Genomic DNA, 14421 nt, shown 5'->3' with positions numbered 1-14421 from the left:
CTCATAACGTCAATTCGAATGACCTCACCAGAATGCCGGGCAATTGCATGCCGCCCGTGGCACGCTCGCCCCACGTCGAGTCGCTCAAAAGCAGTTCGGCCTGTGCGCCGAGTTGTTCGAGTTCACTGCCGAGCAAACGGTACAGGCTGTCGTCGAAACGCATGGCCTCGAGCGGGGCGACGATTTCTCCGTTCTCGACCCAGAAAGTCGCGAAGCGCGTCATGCCGGTGAGGCGGCAATTCATGCGGTCCGAGAAGTTCACGTACCAGAGATTGCCGATGTAGAGCCCGGTGCCGAGTTTCGCCAGCACGTCTTCTTCCGGCAGATCGCCCGCCTGCATGGAAAGCGCGGCCGGTGACTCGCCGGTGAGCGCACCATTGGGCGTCAAGCCGTATTCGCGTGCACTGCGTGCGTTGGTCAGCCGTTCCGCACTGCGGCCAGCCTGGATCAACGGGACGCTGTCGCGCAGATAGCCGTCGTCGTTGAAGCCTGGCGTGATGCCGAGACTCAGATCTTCGCTGATCGTCACGCGCGGGTCGACTACGACTTCTCCCACATGCAGCTTGTACAACTCGCTGCGTGAACTCGCCTGCGCGCGAGCGGAAAAACCGTTCCACGCGGTGACGCCGAGCAGTTCGGACAACGCCGCGGGTGCCAGATAGGAACGGTAGCGTCCCGGCGCCAACGTGCGCGGCGCGCGCGCGAGCACGGCAAGCCGGTTCGCGGCCTGTTCGACTTTGCGCGCAAACACGGCGTCGCTCCAGTCGTCGCCGGCGTAGGTCGTTTTGATCGCGCGGCCGCTCGGGTCGTACAGCGACCAGCTGAAATTGAAGTTGTCCACTTCATACCAGCCACGGCTGCCGCTCGTGGACGCGAAACCGCGCACGATCGTGCCGCCCGCGTAAAACCCCACGAAATCCAGCCCTTGCGCACATTGCGCGACGACACTCGCCAAGCCGTCAGGGTCCGGCAGCTTGCCTGAACGCTGCGTGGTTCGCTCCCATTTCGACGTGTCGAACAGCAGATGCGGATCGTCCGCCGCGTCGCGCAGCCCCTCCCGCAAGGTGACGAGCGCGGCGCTCACTTCATCGAGATCCTGTTGCAGATCGCCGCACACGGTCAGCGTGGAATACGCCTGGCGTGCGCCGTCGATCAGACGCAAGGTCAGCTTGCCTTGCGACACGCTGCCGGTCTGCCGCACCTTGCCCGAATTGAAACGAATGAAATCGGACTGCTCGCCGGCGAACGAACTGAGCGTGGTTTCACCACCTTGTTGCAGGCGCCCGATTGCGTCGGCGAGCGCCGTGAAATGCCGCTGCCAATCCACCGACGTGGCGGTGCGCGAAGAGATGAACTGGCTCATCATGCGCCTCCGAATACATCGATATTGCTGAATACGCAGGCCGGCGACGCATGGCCCACGCGAATGATCTGCGCCGGTTCACCCTTGCCGCACATGGACGTGCCATACACTTCACGCGTGGCCGCATTGCCCACCGCGCTCAGGCTGCGCCAGAAATTCGCCGAAATGCCGCGATAATTCGGCTGTTTGACGATCTGCGTGAGCTTGCCGTTTTCGATCAATTGACCGAACTCGCAGCCGAACTGGAATTTGTTGCGGTGATCGTCGATCGACCATGACGTATTGGTACGCATCAGAATGCCGTGTTCGATGTTGCCGATCATCTCTTCCAGCGAGCTCTCGCCGGGCTCGATATTCAGATTCGCCATGCGGTCGATAGGCGGCCGGTTCCAGTTCGACGCGCGCGAATTCGCCACGCCCGGCATGCGGGCGCGCTGTTGCGACAGCGCGCCGCCGAGCGGACGCTCCAGCACGCCGTTGCGAATCAGGTACTGCTTGTGCGCTTCGGTGCCGTCGTCGTCGAACGCGTAGGCTGCCGCTTCCTCGCGCAGCTCCGGGTCGAAGGTGACGTTCAGCAATTCGGAACCGTATCGGTATGAACCGAACATGTCCTGCTTGACGAAGCTCCAGCCCGCGAAATTGCGCTCGTCGCCGAGAATGCGGTCCAGTTCGAGCGGATGGCCGATCGACTCGTGAATCTGCAGCATCATCTGGTCGGGCATCAGCAACAGGTCGCGCCTGCCCGAGGGGCAATTCGGCGCGGCCAGCAATTGCAGCGCCTCGTTGGCGACGCGCGCGCCCGAACCTTCGAAGTTAAAGCGCGCCAGCACTTCCATGCCGCCCTGCCCGAGCGTGCCGTAGTTGCCGCCGAGCGTGCGCACCTGCGTGTCGCCGTTCGCGTGCGCGGCCACGCTCAATTGCGGCATCACGAAGCGGAATTGCTGGTCGATCCGCACGCCGTCGCCCGTCATGTAGAGCTGATCCGTATGCGTGATCTGCACCGCCGCCACACGCTCCACGATTCTTTCGTCGAGATTGGCCGCGGCGCATTCAGCGCTCAAACGGTCGAGCCATTCGGCGCGGCCCGGCAACGCATGTTGCGCGTTCGGCGACACGTATTCACCGCTCGCCGCCGGGCGCGCGACTTCACGATGGTCGATCAACGACAAGGCCGCGCTCGCTTCTGCGCGTGCAGTGGCCATATCGAGCGCCGCCTGCAAGCCCGCGGCCGACAGATTCGCGGTTGCGGCATAACCCGCGCCGGCGCCCACCCAGGCGATCAGCATCGCTCCGCGATCCCGCACCGTGCGCAGCGGTTGCGCGATATCGTTGCGGATCTCATGATCGTCGATCTGTTCGTCGACTATGCGCAGCGACCAGAATGCCGCGCGGCTTTTCAGCGTGCGGGCGGCCTGCGCCCAACGTTCGTCAATCATTGGCTTTTCCCGTCTGAGTCGCGGCGGCGCCCGGCTCCGGCACATTGAGCGACGACGCCAGCAGCGACTGGGTGTAAGGATGCGACGGCGCATGCAACACGTCGAGTGTGTCGCCGGCTTCCACTATGCGTCCCGACTTCATCACGATCACGCGATGCGCCATAGCTCGCATCACCGCCAGATCGTGCGTAATGAACAAATAGCTTAGCTTGTACTTTTTCTGCAGATTTGTCAGCAGATTCAGGACCTGTTTCTGGATCGAAACGTCGAGCGCACTGGTCGGCTCATCGAGTACGAGCAATTCCGGCTGGACCGCCAACGCGCGCGCAATCGCAATGCGTTGACGCTGCCCGCCGGAGAACTCATGCGGATAGCGCAGCATCGCGTCGGCGGGCATGCCGACCTCTTCGAGCAGGCTGCCGACGCGCGCGCGCCGCGCTTTCGCATCCACTTCCGGCCGATGCACGGCAAGGCCTTCGCCGACGATCTGCTCGACCGTCATGCGTGGCGACAGCGAGCCGAACGGATCCTGAAACACGACTTGCATGCGCGAATACAGCGCCCGGCGCGAACTCGCTGTTTTGAGCGTGGAAAGCGGCAAGCCGTCGATATGGATATGGCCGGCGGCCGGCTGTTGCAGACCAAGCACGGTTGCCGCCAGCGTCGATTTGCCCGAACCGGATTCGCCCACAATGCCGAGCGTTTCGCCGCGCCGCACGCTCAGATCGACGTCATGCACCGCGCGGAATGTCGAGCGGCCGAACAGCGAACGCCAGCCTTTCGCCGAGGTGCGGTAGTCGACGGCCAATCCCTGCACTTCCAGCAGCCGGCGCGCGCCCTGCTCGATGGGCGCCACCGCGCGTTGCGGTTCGCTGTCCAGCAGGCGCCGCGTGTATGGATGCTGCGGGTTCGCGAACAGCGCCCCGGTCGTATTGGTTTCGACCAGTACGCCCTTTTCCATCACCGCGACGCGCTGCGCAAAGCGCTTTACCAGATTCAGATCGTGCGTGATCAGCAGCACGGCCATGCCGCGTTCGGCCGCTTCCTGCTCCTGCAATGAGATCAACAGATCGACGATCTGCTGGCGAACGGTGACGTCGAGCGCCGTGGTGGGTTCGTCGGCAAGCAGCAAACGCGGACGGCAAGCGAGCGCCATTGCGATCATCGCGCGCTGCCGCTGGCCGCCGGACAGTTGGTGCGGAAAGCTGTCGATACGCCGCTCCGGTTCGGGAATACCGGTGCGCCTGAGCAACTCGATGCCGCGCTCGCGCGCCGCGTTTGGCCGCAAACCTTCATGCAGACGCAAACTCTCGGCAATCTGCTTGCCGATCGTGAAGAGCGGATTGAGCGCGGTCATGGGTTCCTGAAACACCATCGCCACGTCCGCGCCGCGCAGGCCACGCATCTGCTGCTCGGTTTTCTGCAGCAGGTCTTCACCGTCGAGCAGCATGCGGCCGCTCAATTCGGCGTGCTCCACGAGCCGCAAAATCGACAACGCGGTGACGCTCTTGCCCGAACCCGATTCGCCGACCAGCGCAACGCGCTCGCCGCGAGCAATGGAAAGGCTGAGTTCATGCACGGCCACTTTGTCGCCGAAACGCACGGAGAAACGGTCGATTTCCAGTAGCGGCCGGCCGGTAGGTGCCTGGGTAGGTGCCTGAATGGTCGTCATCGCGGACCTCCGCCGAAAGCCGAACCGCGCGAGCGTGTGTCCAGCGCGTTGCGCAAAGCGTCGCCCATGAAAGTCAGCAACAGCAGCGTGATCACCAGTGCGGCAAACGCCGACATCGAGATCCACCACGCGTCGAGATTGTTCTTGCCTTCCTGCAACAACTCGCCGAGGCTCGGGGTGGGCGGCGGCACACCGAGGCCGAGAAAGTCGAGACTGGTCAGCGACAGGATCGCGGCGCTCATGCGGAACGGCAGAAAGGTGATCACCGGTGTCAGGCTGTTCGGCAGAACGTGGCGCCACATGATCTGCCAGTTGCTCAGCCCCATCGTGCGCGCCGCCTTCACGTAATCGAGCGAACGATTGCGCAGGAATTCGGCGCGCACGTAGTCCGACAGAACGAGCCAGCCGAACATCGACAGCAGGATGAATAGCAGCCACAGCGTGGGCTCGAAGATCGACGCAAAGATGATCAGCAGATACAGGTCCGGCATCGAACTCCAGATTTCGATCAACCGCTGGCCGATCAGATCGGTACGTCCGCCATAAAAGCCCTGTATCGCACCGGTCAACACGCCGACCACGACTCCAGACACCGTGAGCGCGAGCGCCATCAACACCGACAAACGAAAGCCGTAGAGCAGTCGCGCCAGCACGTCGCGCCCGAACTGATCCGTGCCGAGCCAGTTACTCGTGGTGGGCGGCGCAGGATAAGGATGCGCGGCGAAATAGTCGATCGTGTCGTAGTGGAAATGATTCGGCGGATAGATCGCGAAGTTGCCGTTCGATTCGAGCCGCGAACGGATATACGGATCGAGGTAGTTCGCACGCGCCGGAAAGTCGCCGCCGAACAGCGTCTCCGGATAGTCCTTCACGATGGGAAAGTAATAGTGCCCGTCGTAACGGACGATCAACGGACGGTCGTTGGACAGCACCTCGCCAAGCAGGCTGATCGCGAACAGCGACACGAAGATCACGAGGCTCCAGTAGCCCAGACGCTGCTGCCTGAAGCGCAGCCACGTACGCCGCCACGGAGACGGCGACGCCGCGTGCGCCGCGCCGGCCGCGTCAGCGGTCCAGGCGGTTGAATTGGATGCGGGGGTCGACGAGGACATAGCAGACGTCAGCAATGAGTTTGGTTACGAGGGCAATCAGCGTGAAGAGAAAGAGCGATCCGAGCACGACCGGATAATCACGGCGAATCACCGAGTCGTACGACAGTTGGCCCATGCCGTCGAGCGAGAACAGCGTTTCGATCAGCAGATTGCCGTTCAGAAACGCCCCGACGAAGGCCGCGGGCAAGCCCGTGAGCAATGGAATCGCGGCGTTGCGCAGCACGTGTTTCCACAGCACGTCGCGCTCCGGGGCACCCTTGGCTCGTGCCGTCAACACATACTGACGGCCGATCTCTTCCAGAAACGTGTTCTTGGTCAGAATCGTGACGATCGCGAAGTTGCCGACCACCGAAGCCGTGACCGGCAGCACGATATGCCAGAGATAGTCGAGTATCTTGCCGAATGCGCTGAGATCGTTGAAGTTATCCGATGTGAGACCGCGCATGGGAAACACCTGCCAGAACGTGCCGCCGCCGAATAACATCAGCAGCAAGACGCCGAGCACGAAACCGGGAATTGCGTAGCCGGCGAGTACCAGCACGCTCGTGACGGTATCGAAACGCGAGCCGTTGCGCACCGCTTTCGCGATCCCCAACGGCACCGATATCAGATAGGTGAGCAGTACCGTCCATAAGCCGAGCGTGATCGATACGGGCAGCTTCGATTTGATGACGTCCCACACGCTGTCGTGCTGATAGTAGGACTGGCCGAGATCGAACGTCGCGTAGCGCCTGAGCATCAGCAGATAGCGTTCGAGCGGTGGCTTGTCGAAGCCGAACTGCTTCTTGATCTGCTCGATCTGCTGCGGATCGACGCCCTGGCTGCCGTGATAGCCGCCGCCACCCGCCCCCGCCTCTCCGCCACGGCCGGCGCCGTGGCGGAGTTGCGTCATCACCTGTTCGACCGGCCCACCCGGCACGAACTGCGTGACGACAAAGGTCAGTGTGACTACGCCGAGCAGGGTCGGCACCATCAACAGTAATCGTCTGAGAATGTAGGCGAGCATGCGGTGCCTCAGTGGGCCGTAGCCGTGGTGGAAGATGCGCCCTGGGCGGCAGGCGCCTTGTTGTACCAGTAATCGATCACCCAGTCTTCGTATTGATACGACATGGGCACCTTGTCCGGATGACCCAGCGTCGCCTTGTAGCCGATTCGCGCGCCAGGCGCGTAGTACTCCGGCACGAGGTAGAACGAATAGATCAGCACGCGATCCAGTGCGCGCGTGGCTGCTTCCAGATCGTCGAGGTTGTCGGCGGAAAGGGCCGAATGAATGAGTGAGTCGACCGCTTTGGAGCGGATGCCCGGATAGTTTTCCGAACCGATTTCCGACGCGGCAGCGCTGCCGAAACGGCGCGTCAGTTCGGCACCCGGAATCGTCACCGGCGGATAGATGAAGGTGGTCATGTCGTACTCGAAGTTATCCAGCCGCTTCTGGTACAACGCGCTGTCGATCTCGCGCATATGCGCCTGAATGCCGAGCATGCCGAGCGCCTGCATATAAGGCAGGATCAGGCGGTCCATGCCGGGCTGGTCGTCCATGATTTCGATCGTCATGGGCGTGCCGCTGGCGTCGCGCAGTGCGCCGTCGCGATAGTGCCAGCCGGCCTGCGCCAGCAGATCGCGCGCGACTCGCAGATTGCCGCGCAAGGAGTTTGGCGCGATGGTGTCGGGCTGCTTCAGCATGGGACCGAACACTTCCGGCGGTACGCTCGCCCTCAACGGTTCAAGCAAAGCCAGTTCCTTCGGGCCGGGCATGCCGGTCGCGCCGAACGGACTCGCTTCGAAATAGCTGCTCGTGCGACGGTATTGACCGTAGAACATCATGCGGTTCATCCAGTCGTAGTCGAAGGCCATCGTCAGCGCGTGCCGCACGCGCGGATCCTGGAACATCGGCTTGCGCAGGTTCATGAGCATGCCTTGCATCTGCGCGGGACCATCGGCGAATTCGCCCTTCTTCAACAGTCCATTGTCAAAGTTCTTGCCGACGTATTTGCGTGCCCACTGCGTTGCGCTGTATTCGACGACGGCGTCGGCATCACCCGCCTTGAATGCTTCGAGTTGCGTGTAGTGGTCGCGATACAGCTTGAAGGTGATGCGCTCGAAACGGAACATGCCGCGCCGCGAGGGCAAATTGGCAGCCCAATAGTCCGGATTGCGGCGATACACGATCTCCTTGTCGTTCTTGCGGGCTTCGATCAGATACGCGCCGCTGCTGATCGGCGGGGCGACCGCGATCTGGTCGAATGGCGGACGTTTACCGTCGGGCTGCATGCCCCACTTCGGCGAGAAGATTGGTAAATCGCCGGCAATCAACGGGGCGTCTCGCTCCGCGTGTTTGAAGTCGAAACGGATTGTGCTTCTGTCGATCACGATCGCATTCTTGATGACCGAAAACTGCGCATTGAAGAGCGGCGACGCTTTCGGACCCGTCAATGTGTCGAACGAGTATTTGACGTCGGCAGCGGTGATCGGATCGCCGTTAGAAAAGCGTGCGGCAGGATTGATATGGAACGTCGCCGAGCTCAGGTCGGGCGCAACCTCGACGTCGTTCGCAATCAATGGGTACTCGGACGCGAGTTCGTCCCAACTCCGCTGCATCAGCGTGTCGAACATCAGATTCAGAATGTCCGGTGCGGGCGCGCCGCGCACCAGAAACGGATTCAGCGAATCGTAAGTCTGCAGTTCGTTGTAGTTCTCGAAACTGAGCGTGCCATTGGCCGGTGCGTCGGGATTCGCGTAATCGAAATGCGTGAAATCGGCGGGATATTTAGGCTCGTCGTATTGCGCAATCGAGGGCCGGGCCTGCGCGCAGACCGTGCTCAATGCCAGACACGCACCGGTGCACAGCGCGATTCGCGCGGCGCGTGGCCAGCGAAACTTCACAAGTCTCATCTTCGGAATGCGTAAGGACGCGCGCCGGCCTCAAGCCGGAGCGCGGTAAGTCGAATCGGCGCGAGTGACGGCATGACGCCGTCGCTCCCGTAGCTTTCCCCGCTAGCGCTGCGCTGCCGCTGACTGGCTGCCGCCGCTCGCAGTAGTTCCGAACGGGCATTGTGCACGGGGAATTCCCAGGTACGTCCCTGACAAAACTGCGCCGCTCCGGTACCGTTGAACGGAAACCGGAGCGGCCGACCGACTGGACAGACCGCCGGTGAACCACAAACCTCAAAGACTTCAGAAGCGGTACGACGCACCGACCTGGAAGAAGCGGCCGATGTTGGTGTAAAGCGACTGGTCGTAGCCCGTGATATCCGGGGTGGCCTGCCACTCCACGTCGAACGGCGGCTTGCGATCGAAGATGTTGTTGATGCCGCCGTAGATCGTCCAGTTCTTGAAGCCGCGATACGTGGCCATCAGGTTGAACTGGCTGTACGACGCCACCGACAGCGTGCCGCCGTCGCCGAACTCGGACGCCACCGCGTTCGTGTACGGACCAGTGTACTGCCATGTCAGCGTGGTGGTCAGCTTGCGGTAATCCCACGAGAGGCTGGTATTACCCTTCCAGCGCGGATTGGATGCACCGAACGGCTGCAGCAGCGCGAGGTTGTTGCCGGCGAAATCCTGCGTGGGCGCACCCGGGCTGTTCAGCTTGAAGTGCCACACGTAGGCCCAGTCGCCTGCCAGCGTGAACGTACCGTACTTCGTGCCGACCGACTTGCGGAAGTTCATGTCGAAGCCGTCGGTATCGAGCGAACCGAGGTTGACGAACTGTTCCTTGATGTAAGCCACCGTGCCGTCCGGATTGCGGATCACGTTCGACGGGTTGTTCGCATCCATCACCGCATTCGGATCGTTCGTGCCGATCACGCCGTCGATGTGAATCTTGTAGAACGCCGCGCCGATATCCGTCGACGAATCCGGCGAGAGCTCGAAGCCGATGTTGTAGTTCTTCGTATGCTCAGGCTGCAGTGCCGGATTGCCGTTGACCTGTTCCGTCGTGAAGTGCTTGGTCGGCGTGCCGCTCGGATCGTTCGGGTCCACCAGGTTCTGGTGCGCCAGATACGTTGCCTGCGAGTTTTCGACCAGCGTCGGCGCGCGGAAGCCACGGCTGTACGACGCATACGTCGTGAGCATCTTGACCGGCTGGAAGCGCAACGCGAAGCTCGGCGAGAAGGCGCCGCCGAAATCGCTGTAGTGGTCGTAACGGCCCGCTTGCGTGAACGTCAGGTTGTGGATGATCGGAATATCGACCTGGTAGTACACGGCGGCTACGTTGCGCTCGCCGTCGACCGTCTGCACGTTGGCCGGCGCCGTAATCCCCAGCGCGCTATCCGTGCGCGAGTTGATCAGGTTGCTCTCGTGACGGAATTCCGTACCGAAGCCGACGCCGACTGGGCCGCCCGGCAGATTGAACAGGTTGCCCGTCGAAGTTTTCGCCGTCACGCTGTCCAGCTTCGAGATCGCCTGCTCATAGTCGTTCTGGAAGACGCCGTTCAAACCATTCGGCGTGGCCGACGGGTTCGAGAAGTTGAACACGCCGTTCTGCAGAATGTTCTCGACGCCTGCCACATTCAGCGCGTTGCCGTAAGTCGTGTCGACCGTGCTCTGCGAATGGCCGTAATCCGCGGACCAATCCCAATCGCCGAATTTGGCGGTGGTGAACGAGCCCTTCACACCGGTCATCGCACGCCAGAACGTCGACACCGTATCCGCCGACACGGTATTCGGGAACGTGTAGTTGATCAGCGTGGGCACGCCGAACGGGTTGTACGGGTTGGTGCCCGAGACCGTGCGCGAGAGCGGCAACGCCGAACCGGTAGCCGGGTTGAACGCGTTGGTCTGGCTGCTCAGCACAGCCGGGCCTTCGTTCTGCACGGTTTCGTTGCGGCTCACCCAGAGGTCGGCGTAAGCCTGCACATCGTCGTTGACTTTGAAGGTGCCTCGCACTTTCGCGTTCAGGCGCGTGATCGCCGGTACCAGCGAGGTGGTGCTGGCCGGATTCGATTTACACGTGGATGCGCCGTTCGCCGACACGCTGCCCGGAGGACAGGGGCTGAGCGCCATGTTGGTGCCGTCGGCCGTGGTCCAGTACGACTGCTGGTTCGGACCGAGCGGGCCAGCAAGGCCGCCCGGGAACTGGCTGAAGTCCTGATTCGCGGTCATGTCGCGATCGCCGAGCGACGAGCCGGTGTCGCGGTAATAGCTCGCGGCGGCCGTCACGTTGAAGCGGTCGCCATTCAGGTCGCCGATACCGCCGAGCACGCTGAAGTTGCCCTGTGCGTCGCCCGGATGCTGCGCCTTGCCGAGCTGGCCGTCGATCTGCAAGCCCTGGAAGTCCTTCTTCGTGATGATGTTGACAACGCCTGCAATTGCATCCGAACCATACACCGACACCGCACCGGTCTTCACGATGTCGATGTGGTCGATCATGTTGAGCGGGATCGAATTCACGTCGAAGAACGTGTCGGTGAAGTTCACCGCCTTGCCGTAATTCGCCACCCGTTGCCCGTCCACCAGCACCAGCGTGTATTTCTCGCTCAGACCGCGCAAGGCAATGCCGCCGCCGCCTTGCGCGGAGCTGTTCATCGTCGTTTGGCCCCAGCTGCTCCCCGAGTTGGCGGATGTGCCGCGCAGGAAGTCGGCCACGGTCGTATAACCGCTTTGCTGGATTTCCTTGGGCGTGATGGTCTGCACTTCCGTGTTGCCGACCTTGTCCGACGTGCGGATCAGCGAACCGGTCACTTCAAATTTCTTGAGTTGCTGAACCCCTTTGCCGGCAGCCGTCGCGGTGTTGTTATCCGTGGACGGTGTGGCAGCAGCGCCCGTTGCCGGTGCGCTTTCCGTCGTCGCGCCCGCCGCGGTGCCGGTAGTGGCCGGCTGGCTTTGCGCAAACGCCGGAACGGCGATTGCGGCCGACAATGCCAGTTCAGCCCAGACTATTCTTCTAATGGCCAGCGCCAATGCCCTTTGTTTCATTTTTCCCCTTCTCGCTCGTCAGTAAGGCCACAGCAGTATGTGATGAGAGGTCTTGTGAACCTCTCCACTCGATATACGGCGATCTTGCGCCGCGCTCCGTTAAAGCAACATCAAATAACTCAGTGTCGGACTACTAATTTATTGCAATCGAAGCGCGCAGCGCTTTTCCAATTCTTGTCATCCCTACCGCCACGCGAGTGGATTCCGCCATTGGCCGGCCTGTTTTTCCCAAATCGCGGATATAGACTTAAGTAATGCTTACAAATACAGAATGCCTGCTTTTTTCAGAAGCATGGCCTACGGCATCAGAACAATCTTGGTGTACCCACCCACACGATCACCGCTTCTTCACGTGCGGTATTGGACCAGGAGTGCGGCACAGTAGACTCGTAATGCGCGGTGTCACCCGCCTGCAACACGAACGTCGTACCTTCCAGCGTGAGCGAGATCTGGCCGCTCATTACATACAGAAACTCTTCGCCTGCGTGCGTCGTGACCTCCGACGGATTCTGTCCCACCGGCATTCTGACGAGGATGACCTCCAGCTTGCTGCCGACCGACAGATTCGTGAGCCGCCCAAACAGATTGGCGCTTCCGTCAAAACCGAAGTACTTCAGATCACTCCCTCTCAACACCGACTTGTCTTCGGTCGGCGTGTCGACGAAGTACTGCACCGTGACACCTAAAGCTCGGGCAATACCAACCAGCGATGTAATCGAAGGGGTTGCGTGACCCCGTTCCACCTGCGACAGAAAGGGCTTGGAAATGCCCGCAGTCTTTGCCACTTCATCCAGCGTGCGCTTGAGCCGTTGGCGAAGCGCGCGGATTTTGCTTCCTATAGCGACTGCAACGTGTGCCTTGTTATTGAGTGGCAAAACCATAGCAAGACAGAATCCCGTAGTCAAAAATAGTTTGATATAAGCAAATTAAGTTTCATCAAACGCTGCAACCCTCCTCAAGCCTCCCTGGTACGCCTGCCGGGACGCCGCCGTGGATAGCTCGATCAATGTGTTTTCCGGAAGATGTCCGCCTCTTCCTGATGCCGGGCGATAGTTGCGAATGCAACCACGTTCCGGCATTGGAAGCGGCCCACCTTCGCCGCGACGAGCGCGCCTCGTCTGATGGAACATAACGGAACAGCGTGCTTCTATTTCGACGCCACCAGCACCCACAAGCGGGCGAGATCCGCCGAACCGTCGGTACCCTTCACGGCGCGGAAGGCTTGCACCGCACGGGCCTTGTCGCCGGCCACGTAGTACGCCTCGCCGAGATGAAGCTGCGCCTGGTCCGGATGGTCGAGTCCTCCCCTGGCGATCGCGCTATCCATCGCGGCCAAACCCTGCTTTACCTGTCCGGCAAAAACCTGGTTGAAGCCCAGATCGACCGGTGCGACAGGGTTCGCCGGATCGGCCGCCGCCTGCGCGCGTTTTGCCGCGAGTGCCTGCAGACGCTTCTCGCGGTCCGCCTGCGCGTCGTGTCCCAGAACGCCCGAAGCAAAACCCTGATCGATGACCTGTTTGCCTTCGGCGGTGGTGCCCGCCACGATTGCAAGCTGGGTCATTTCCATGTAGTCGTCGGCGGTGGACAGTGAGCCCGTTGCACGGCGCAACCGATACGTGTCGATATCGAGTTTCGACGAATAGCCGGGTTTATTGCGAATCGCCGAGAACAGATCGTCCCAGTACGACTGTTTCGGATGGTAAGCAACCAGCTTTTCAAGCGTGCTGCGATACGTGGCGTCGTCCTTCACACGTTGCGCGCACGTGCCGAGCAATTGCAATTGCGATTCGTCAGGCGCGTGACCGGCGCGCACTTGCGCGTCGATGCCCGGCTTGAGCAGGCTCACCACGCTCGCGCAATCGTTCGACAGGTAGTAAGACTGAACCAGCAGCGTGCGCATGTCAGGATCGCTACCGCCCGACTTCAGATAACGCTGCGCGACTTTCGCTGCCTGCGTATAGTTTTTTTGCTGGAAGTAGATGCCGGCCAGAGCCGCCGAGGTGCGCTGTTCGTCCGTGCCACTCAACTTCCCGGAACTCAGCAACGTTTCGTACGACTGAGCAGCCACGCCGGATTCTCCGGCCGCCGCCGCAGCCGCGCCGCGCATCTGCTCGATCATGGTGCTTTCATACGGCGTCTTGCCGGGCACGGCCGCCGCCTGATCGATCTTCGTCAGCGCGTCCTTGTACTTGTGCGCGCGATACAGATCCTGTGCGGCGTTCAGCGGTTTCGCCACATCCGGCCGCAAGGTGTCGGCGGCATGAGCGGCGAGCGGCAGCACGAGAGCGGCCGCGACGACGGCACGCTTGAACCGTTGATGAATCGTTTGCATTGCCTTCCCTATTGCATGTACTGCTCGTTGCCGATCAGGCCGATTTTCGTCGCGCCCAGCCGTTGCGCGGACGCCATCACCTCGGCGACATCCTTGTACGGCACCAGCTTGTTCGGCCGCAGATGGATTTCCGCCTGCACCGGTTCAGCCGCTACCTGAGCGAGCCTGGATTCGAGCGCAGCACGGTTCGGCACCGGCTGGCCGTTCCAGGTGGTGGTGCCGTCGAAGTCGATATCGATCTGTACTACTTCAGGTTGCGTGATCGGCGGCGGCGGATTGCCGACCGGCAGATTCATCTTGATGGCATGCGTCTGGATCGGAATTGTGATGATCAGCATGATCAACAGCACCAGCATCACGTCGATCAACGGCGTGGTGTTGATGTCCACCATCACATCCGGCTCACTGCCGCCGCCCGACGATACGTTCATTCCCATTATTGGCTCCTGTCGACCGGACTTAGTGCTTCAGCTGTCGACCAGAGTTAGCGCTTTAGCGCTTACTTTGGTCCCATGCACCGCACTTAGTCCGGTCCCATGCAAAGCTGTCGACCGGACTTAGTGCTTTAGCTGTCGACCAGAGTTAGTGCT

General features: G+C 61.4%; 10 protein-coding genes. All 10 read right to left on the bottom strand.

Annotated features, from left to right (window positions below):
- Position 1 precedes the first annotated feature (1 nt).
- The 10 genes from BXE_RS07205 to BXE_RS07160 all read right to left on the bottom strand — a co-directional run bounded on the left by BXE_RS07205 (position 2) and on the right by BXE_RS07160 (position 14268).
- Positions 2-1363, bottom strand: a complete 1362-nt coding sequence (locus BXE_RS07205; RefSeq protein ID WP_011487704.1) for a TldD/PmbA family protein — start codon at positions 1361-1363, stop codon at positions 2-4.
- Positions 1363-2799 carry a TldD/PmbA family protein gene (locus tag BXE_RS07200; protein WP_011487703.1) on the bottom strand — a complete coding sequence of 479 codons (1437 nt, stop codon included), beginning with the start codon at positions 2797-2799 and terminating at the stop codon, positions 1363-1365. Before BXE_RS07200 ends, BXE_RS07205 begins: the two co-directional genes overlap by 1 nt.
- Positions 2792-4471, bottom strand: coding sequence for an ABC transporter ATP-binding protein (locus tag BXE_RS07195; protein ID WP_011487702.1), 1680 nt, complete (start codon positions 4469-4471; stop codon positions 2792-2794). The genes BXE_RS07200 and BXE_RS07195 overlap by 8 nt, the downstream gene beginning before the upstream one ends.
- Positions 4468-5583, bottom strand: a complete 1116-nt coding sequence (locus BXE_RS07190) for an ABC transporter permease (RefSeq protein WP_007182466.1) — start codon at positions 5581-5583, stop codon at positions 4468-4470. The genes BXE_RS07195 and BXE_RS07190 overlap by 4 nt, the downstream gene beginning before the upstream one ends.
- On the bottom strand, positions 5537-6589 hold the full coding sequence (locus tag BXE_RS07185) for a microcin C ABC transporter permease YejB (protein WP_011487701.1): 1053 nt from the start codon (positions 6587-6589) through the stop codon (positions 5537-5539). The genes BXE_RS07190 and BXE_RS07185 overlap by 47 nt, the downstream gene beginning before the upstream one ends.
- Before the next feature lie 8 nt (positions 6590-6597).
- Complete coding sequence (locus tag BXE_RS07180) at positions 6598-8475, bottom strand: extracellular solute-binding protein (protein ID WP_011487700.1); 1878 nt, start codon at positions 8473-8475, stop codon at positions 6598-6600.
- Between the two features lie 282 nt (positions 8476-8757).
- Complete coding sequence (locus tag BXE_RS07175; RefSeq protein ID WP_011487699.1) at positions 8758-11499, bottom strand: TonB-dependent receptor plug domain-containing protein; 2742 nt, start codon at positions 11497-11499, stop codon at positions 8758-8760.
- A 305-nt stretch (positions 11500-11804) separates the two neighbouring features.
- Entirely contained in the window at positions 11805-12380 is a 576-nt protein-coding gene (locus BXE_RS07170) for a helix-turn-helix domain-containing protein (RefSeq protein WP_011487698.1), read from the bottom strand.
- A 266-nt stretch (positions 12381-12646) separates the two neighbouring features.
- Positions 12647-13831 carry a tetratricopeptide repeat protein gene (locus tag BXE_RS07165; protein ID WP_011487697.1) on the bottom strand — a complete coding sequence of 395 codons (1185 nt, stop codon included), beginning with the start codon at positions 13829-13831 and terminating at the stop codon, positions 12647-12649.
- Positions 13832-13839: 8 nt separating this feature from the next.
- Positions 13840-14268, bottom strand: coding sequence for an ExbD/TolR family protein (locus tag BXE_RS07160; RefSeq protein ID WP_011487696.1), 429 nt, complete (start codon positions 14266-14268; stop codon positions 13840-13842).
- Between the last annotated feature and the right edge of the window lie 153 nt (positions 14269-14421).

The sequence above is a fragment of the Paraburkholderia xenovorans LB400 genome, from assembly GCF_000013645.1.
GTDB classification, from domain to species: Bacteria; Pseudomonadota; Gammaproteobacteria; order Burkholderiales; family Burkholderiaceae; genus Paraburkholderia; species Paraburkholderia xenovorans.
This window is presented reverse-complemented; position numbering and strand designations above follow the sequence as displayed.

What these genes read in the sequence shown, in the direction of transcription:
- BXE_RS07205 (WP_011487704.1), bottom strand. Translation starts at nt 1,363, where the DNA reads ATGAGCCAGTTCATCTCTTCGCGCACCGCCACGTCGGTGGATTGGCAG.
- BXE_RS07200 (WP_011487703.1), bottom strand. Translation starts at nt 2,799, where the DNA reads ATGATTGACGAACGTTGGGCGCAGGCCGCCCGCACGCTGAAAAGCCGC.
- BXE_RS07195 (WP_011487702.1), bottom strand. Translation starts at nt 4,471, where the DNA reads ATGACGACCATTCAGGCACCTACCCAGGCACCTACCGGCCGGCCGCTA.
- BXE_RS07190 (WP_007182466.1), bottom strand. Translation starts at nt 5,583, where the DNA reads ATGTCCTCGTCGACCCCCGCATCCAATTCAACCGCCTGGACCGCTGAC.
- BXE_RS07185 (WP_011487701.1), bottom strand. Translation starts at nt 6,589, where the DNA reads ATGCTCGCCTACATTCTCAGACGATTACTGTTGATGGTGCCGACCCTG.
- BXE_RS07180 (WP_011487700.1), bottom strand. Translation starts at nt 8,475, where the DNA reads ATGAGACTTGTGAAGTTTCGCTGGCCACGCGCCGCGCGAATCGCGCTG.
- BXE_RS07175 (WP_011487699.1), bottom strand. Translation starts at nt 11,499, where the DNA reads ATGAAACAAAGGGCATTGGCGCTGGCCATTAGAAGAATAGTCTGGGCT.
- BXE_RS07170 (WP_011487698.1), bottom strand. Translation starts at nt 12,380, where the DNA reads ATGGTTTTGCCACTCAATAACAAGGCACACGTTGCAGTCGCTATAGGA.
- BXE_RS07165 (WP_011487697.1), bottom strand. Translation starts at nt 13,831, where the DNA reads ATGCAAACGATTCATCAACGGTTCAAGCGTGCCGTCGTCGCGGCCGCT.
- BXE_RS07160 (WP_011487696.1), bottom strand. Translation starts at nt 14,268, where the DNA reads ATGGGAATGAACGTATCGTCGGGCGGCGGCAGTGAGCCGGATGTGATG.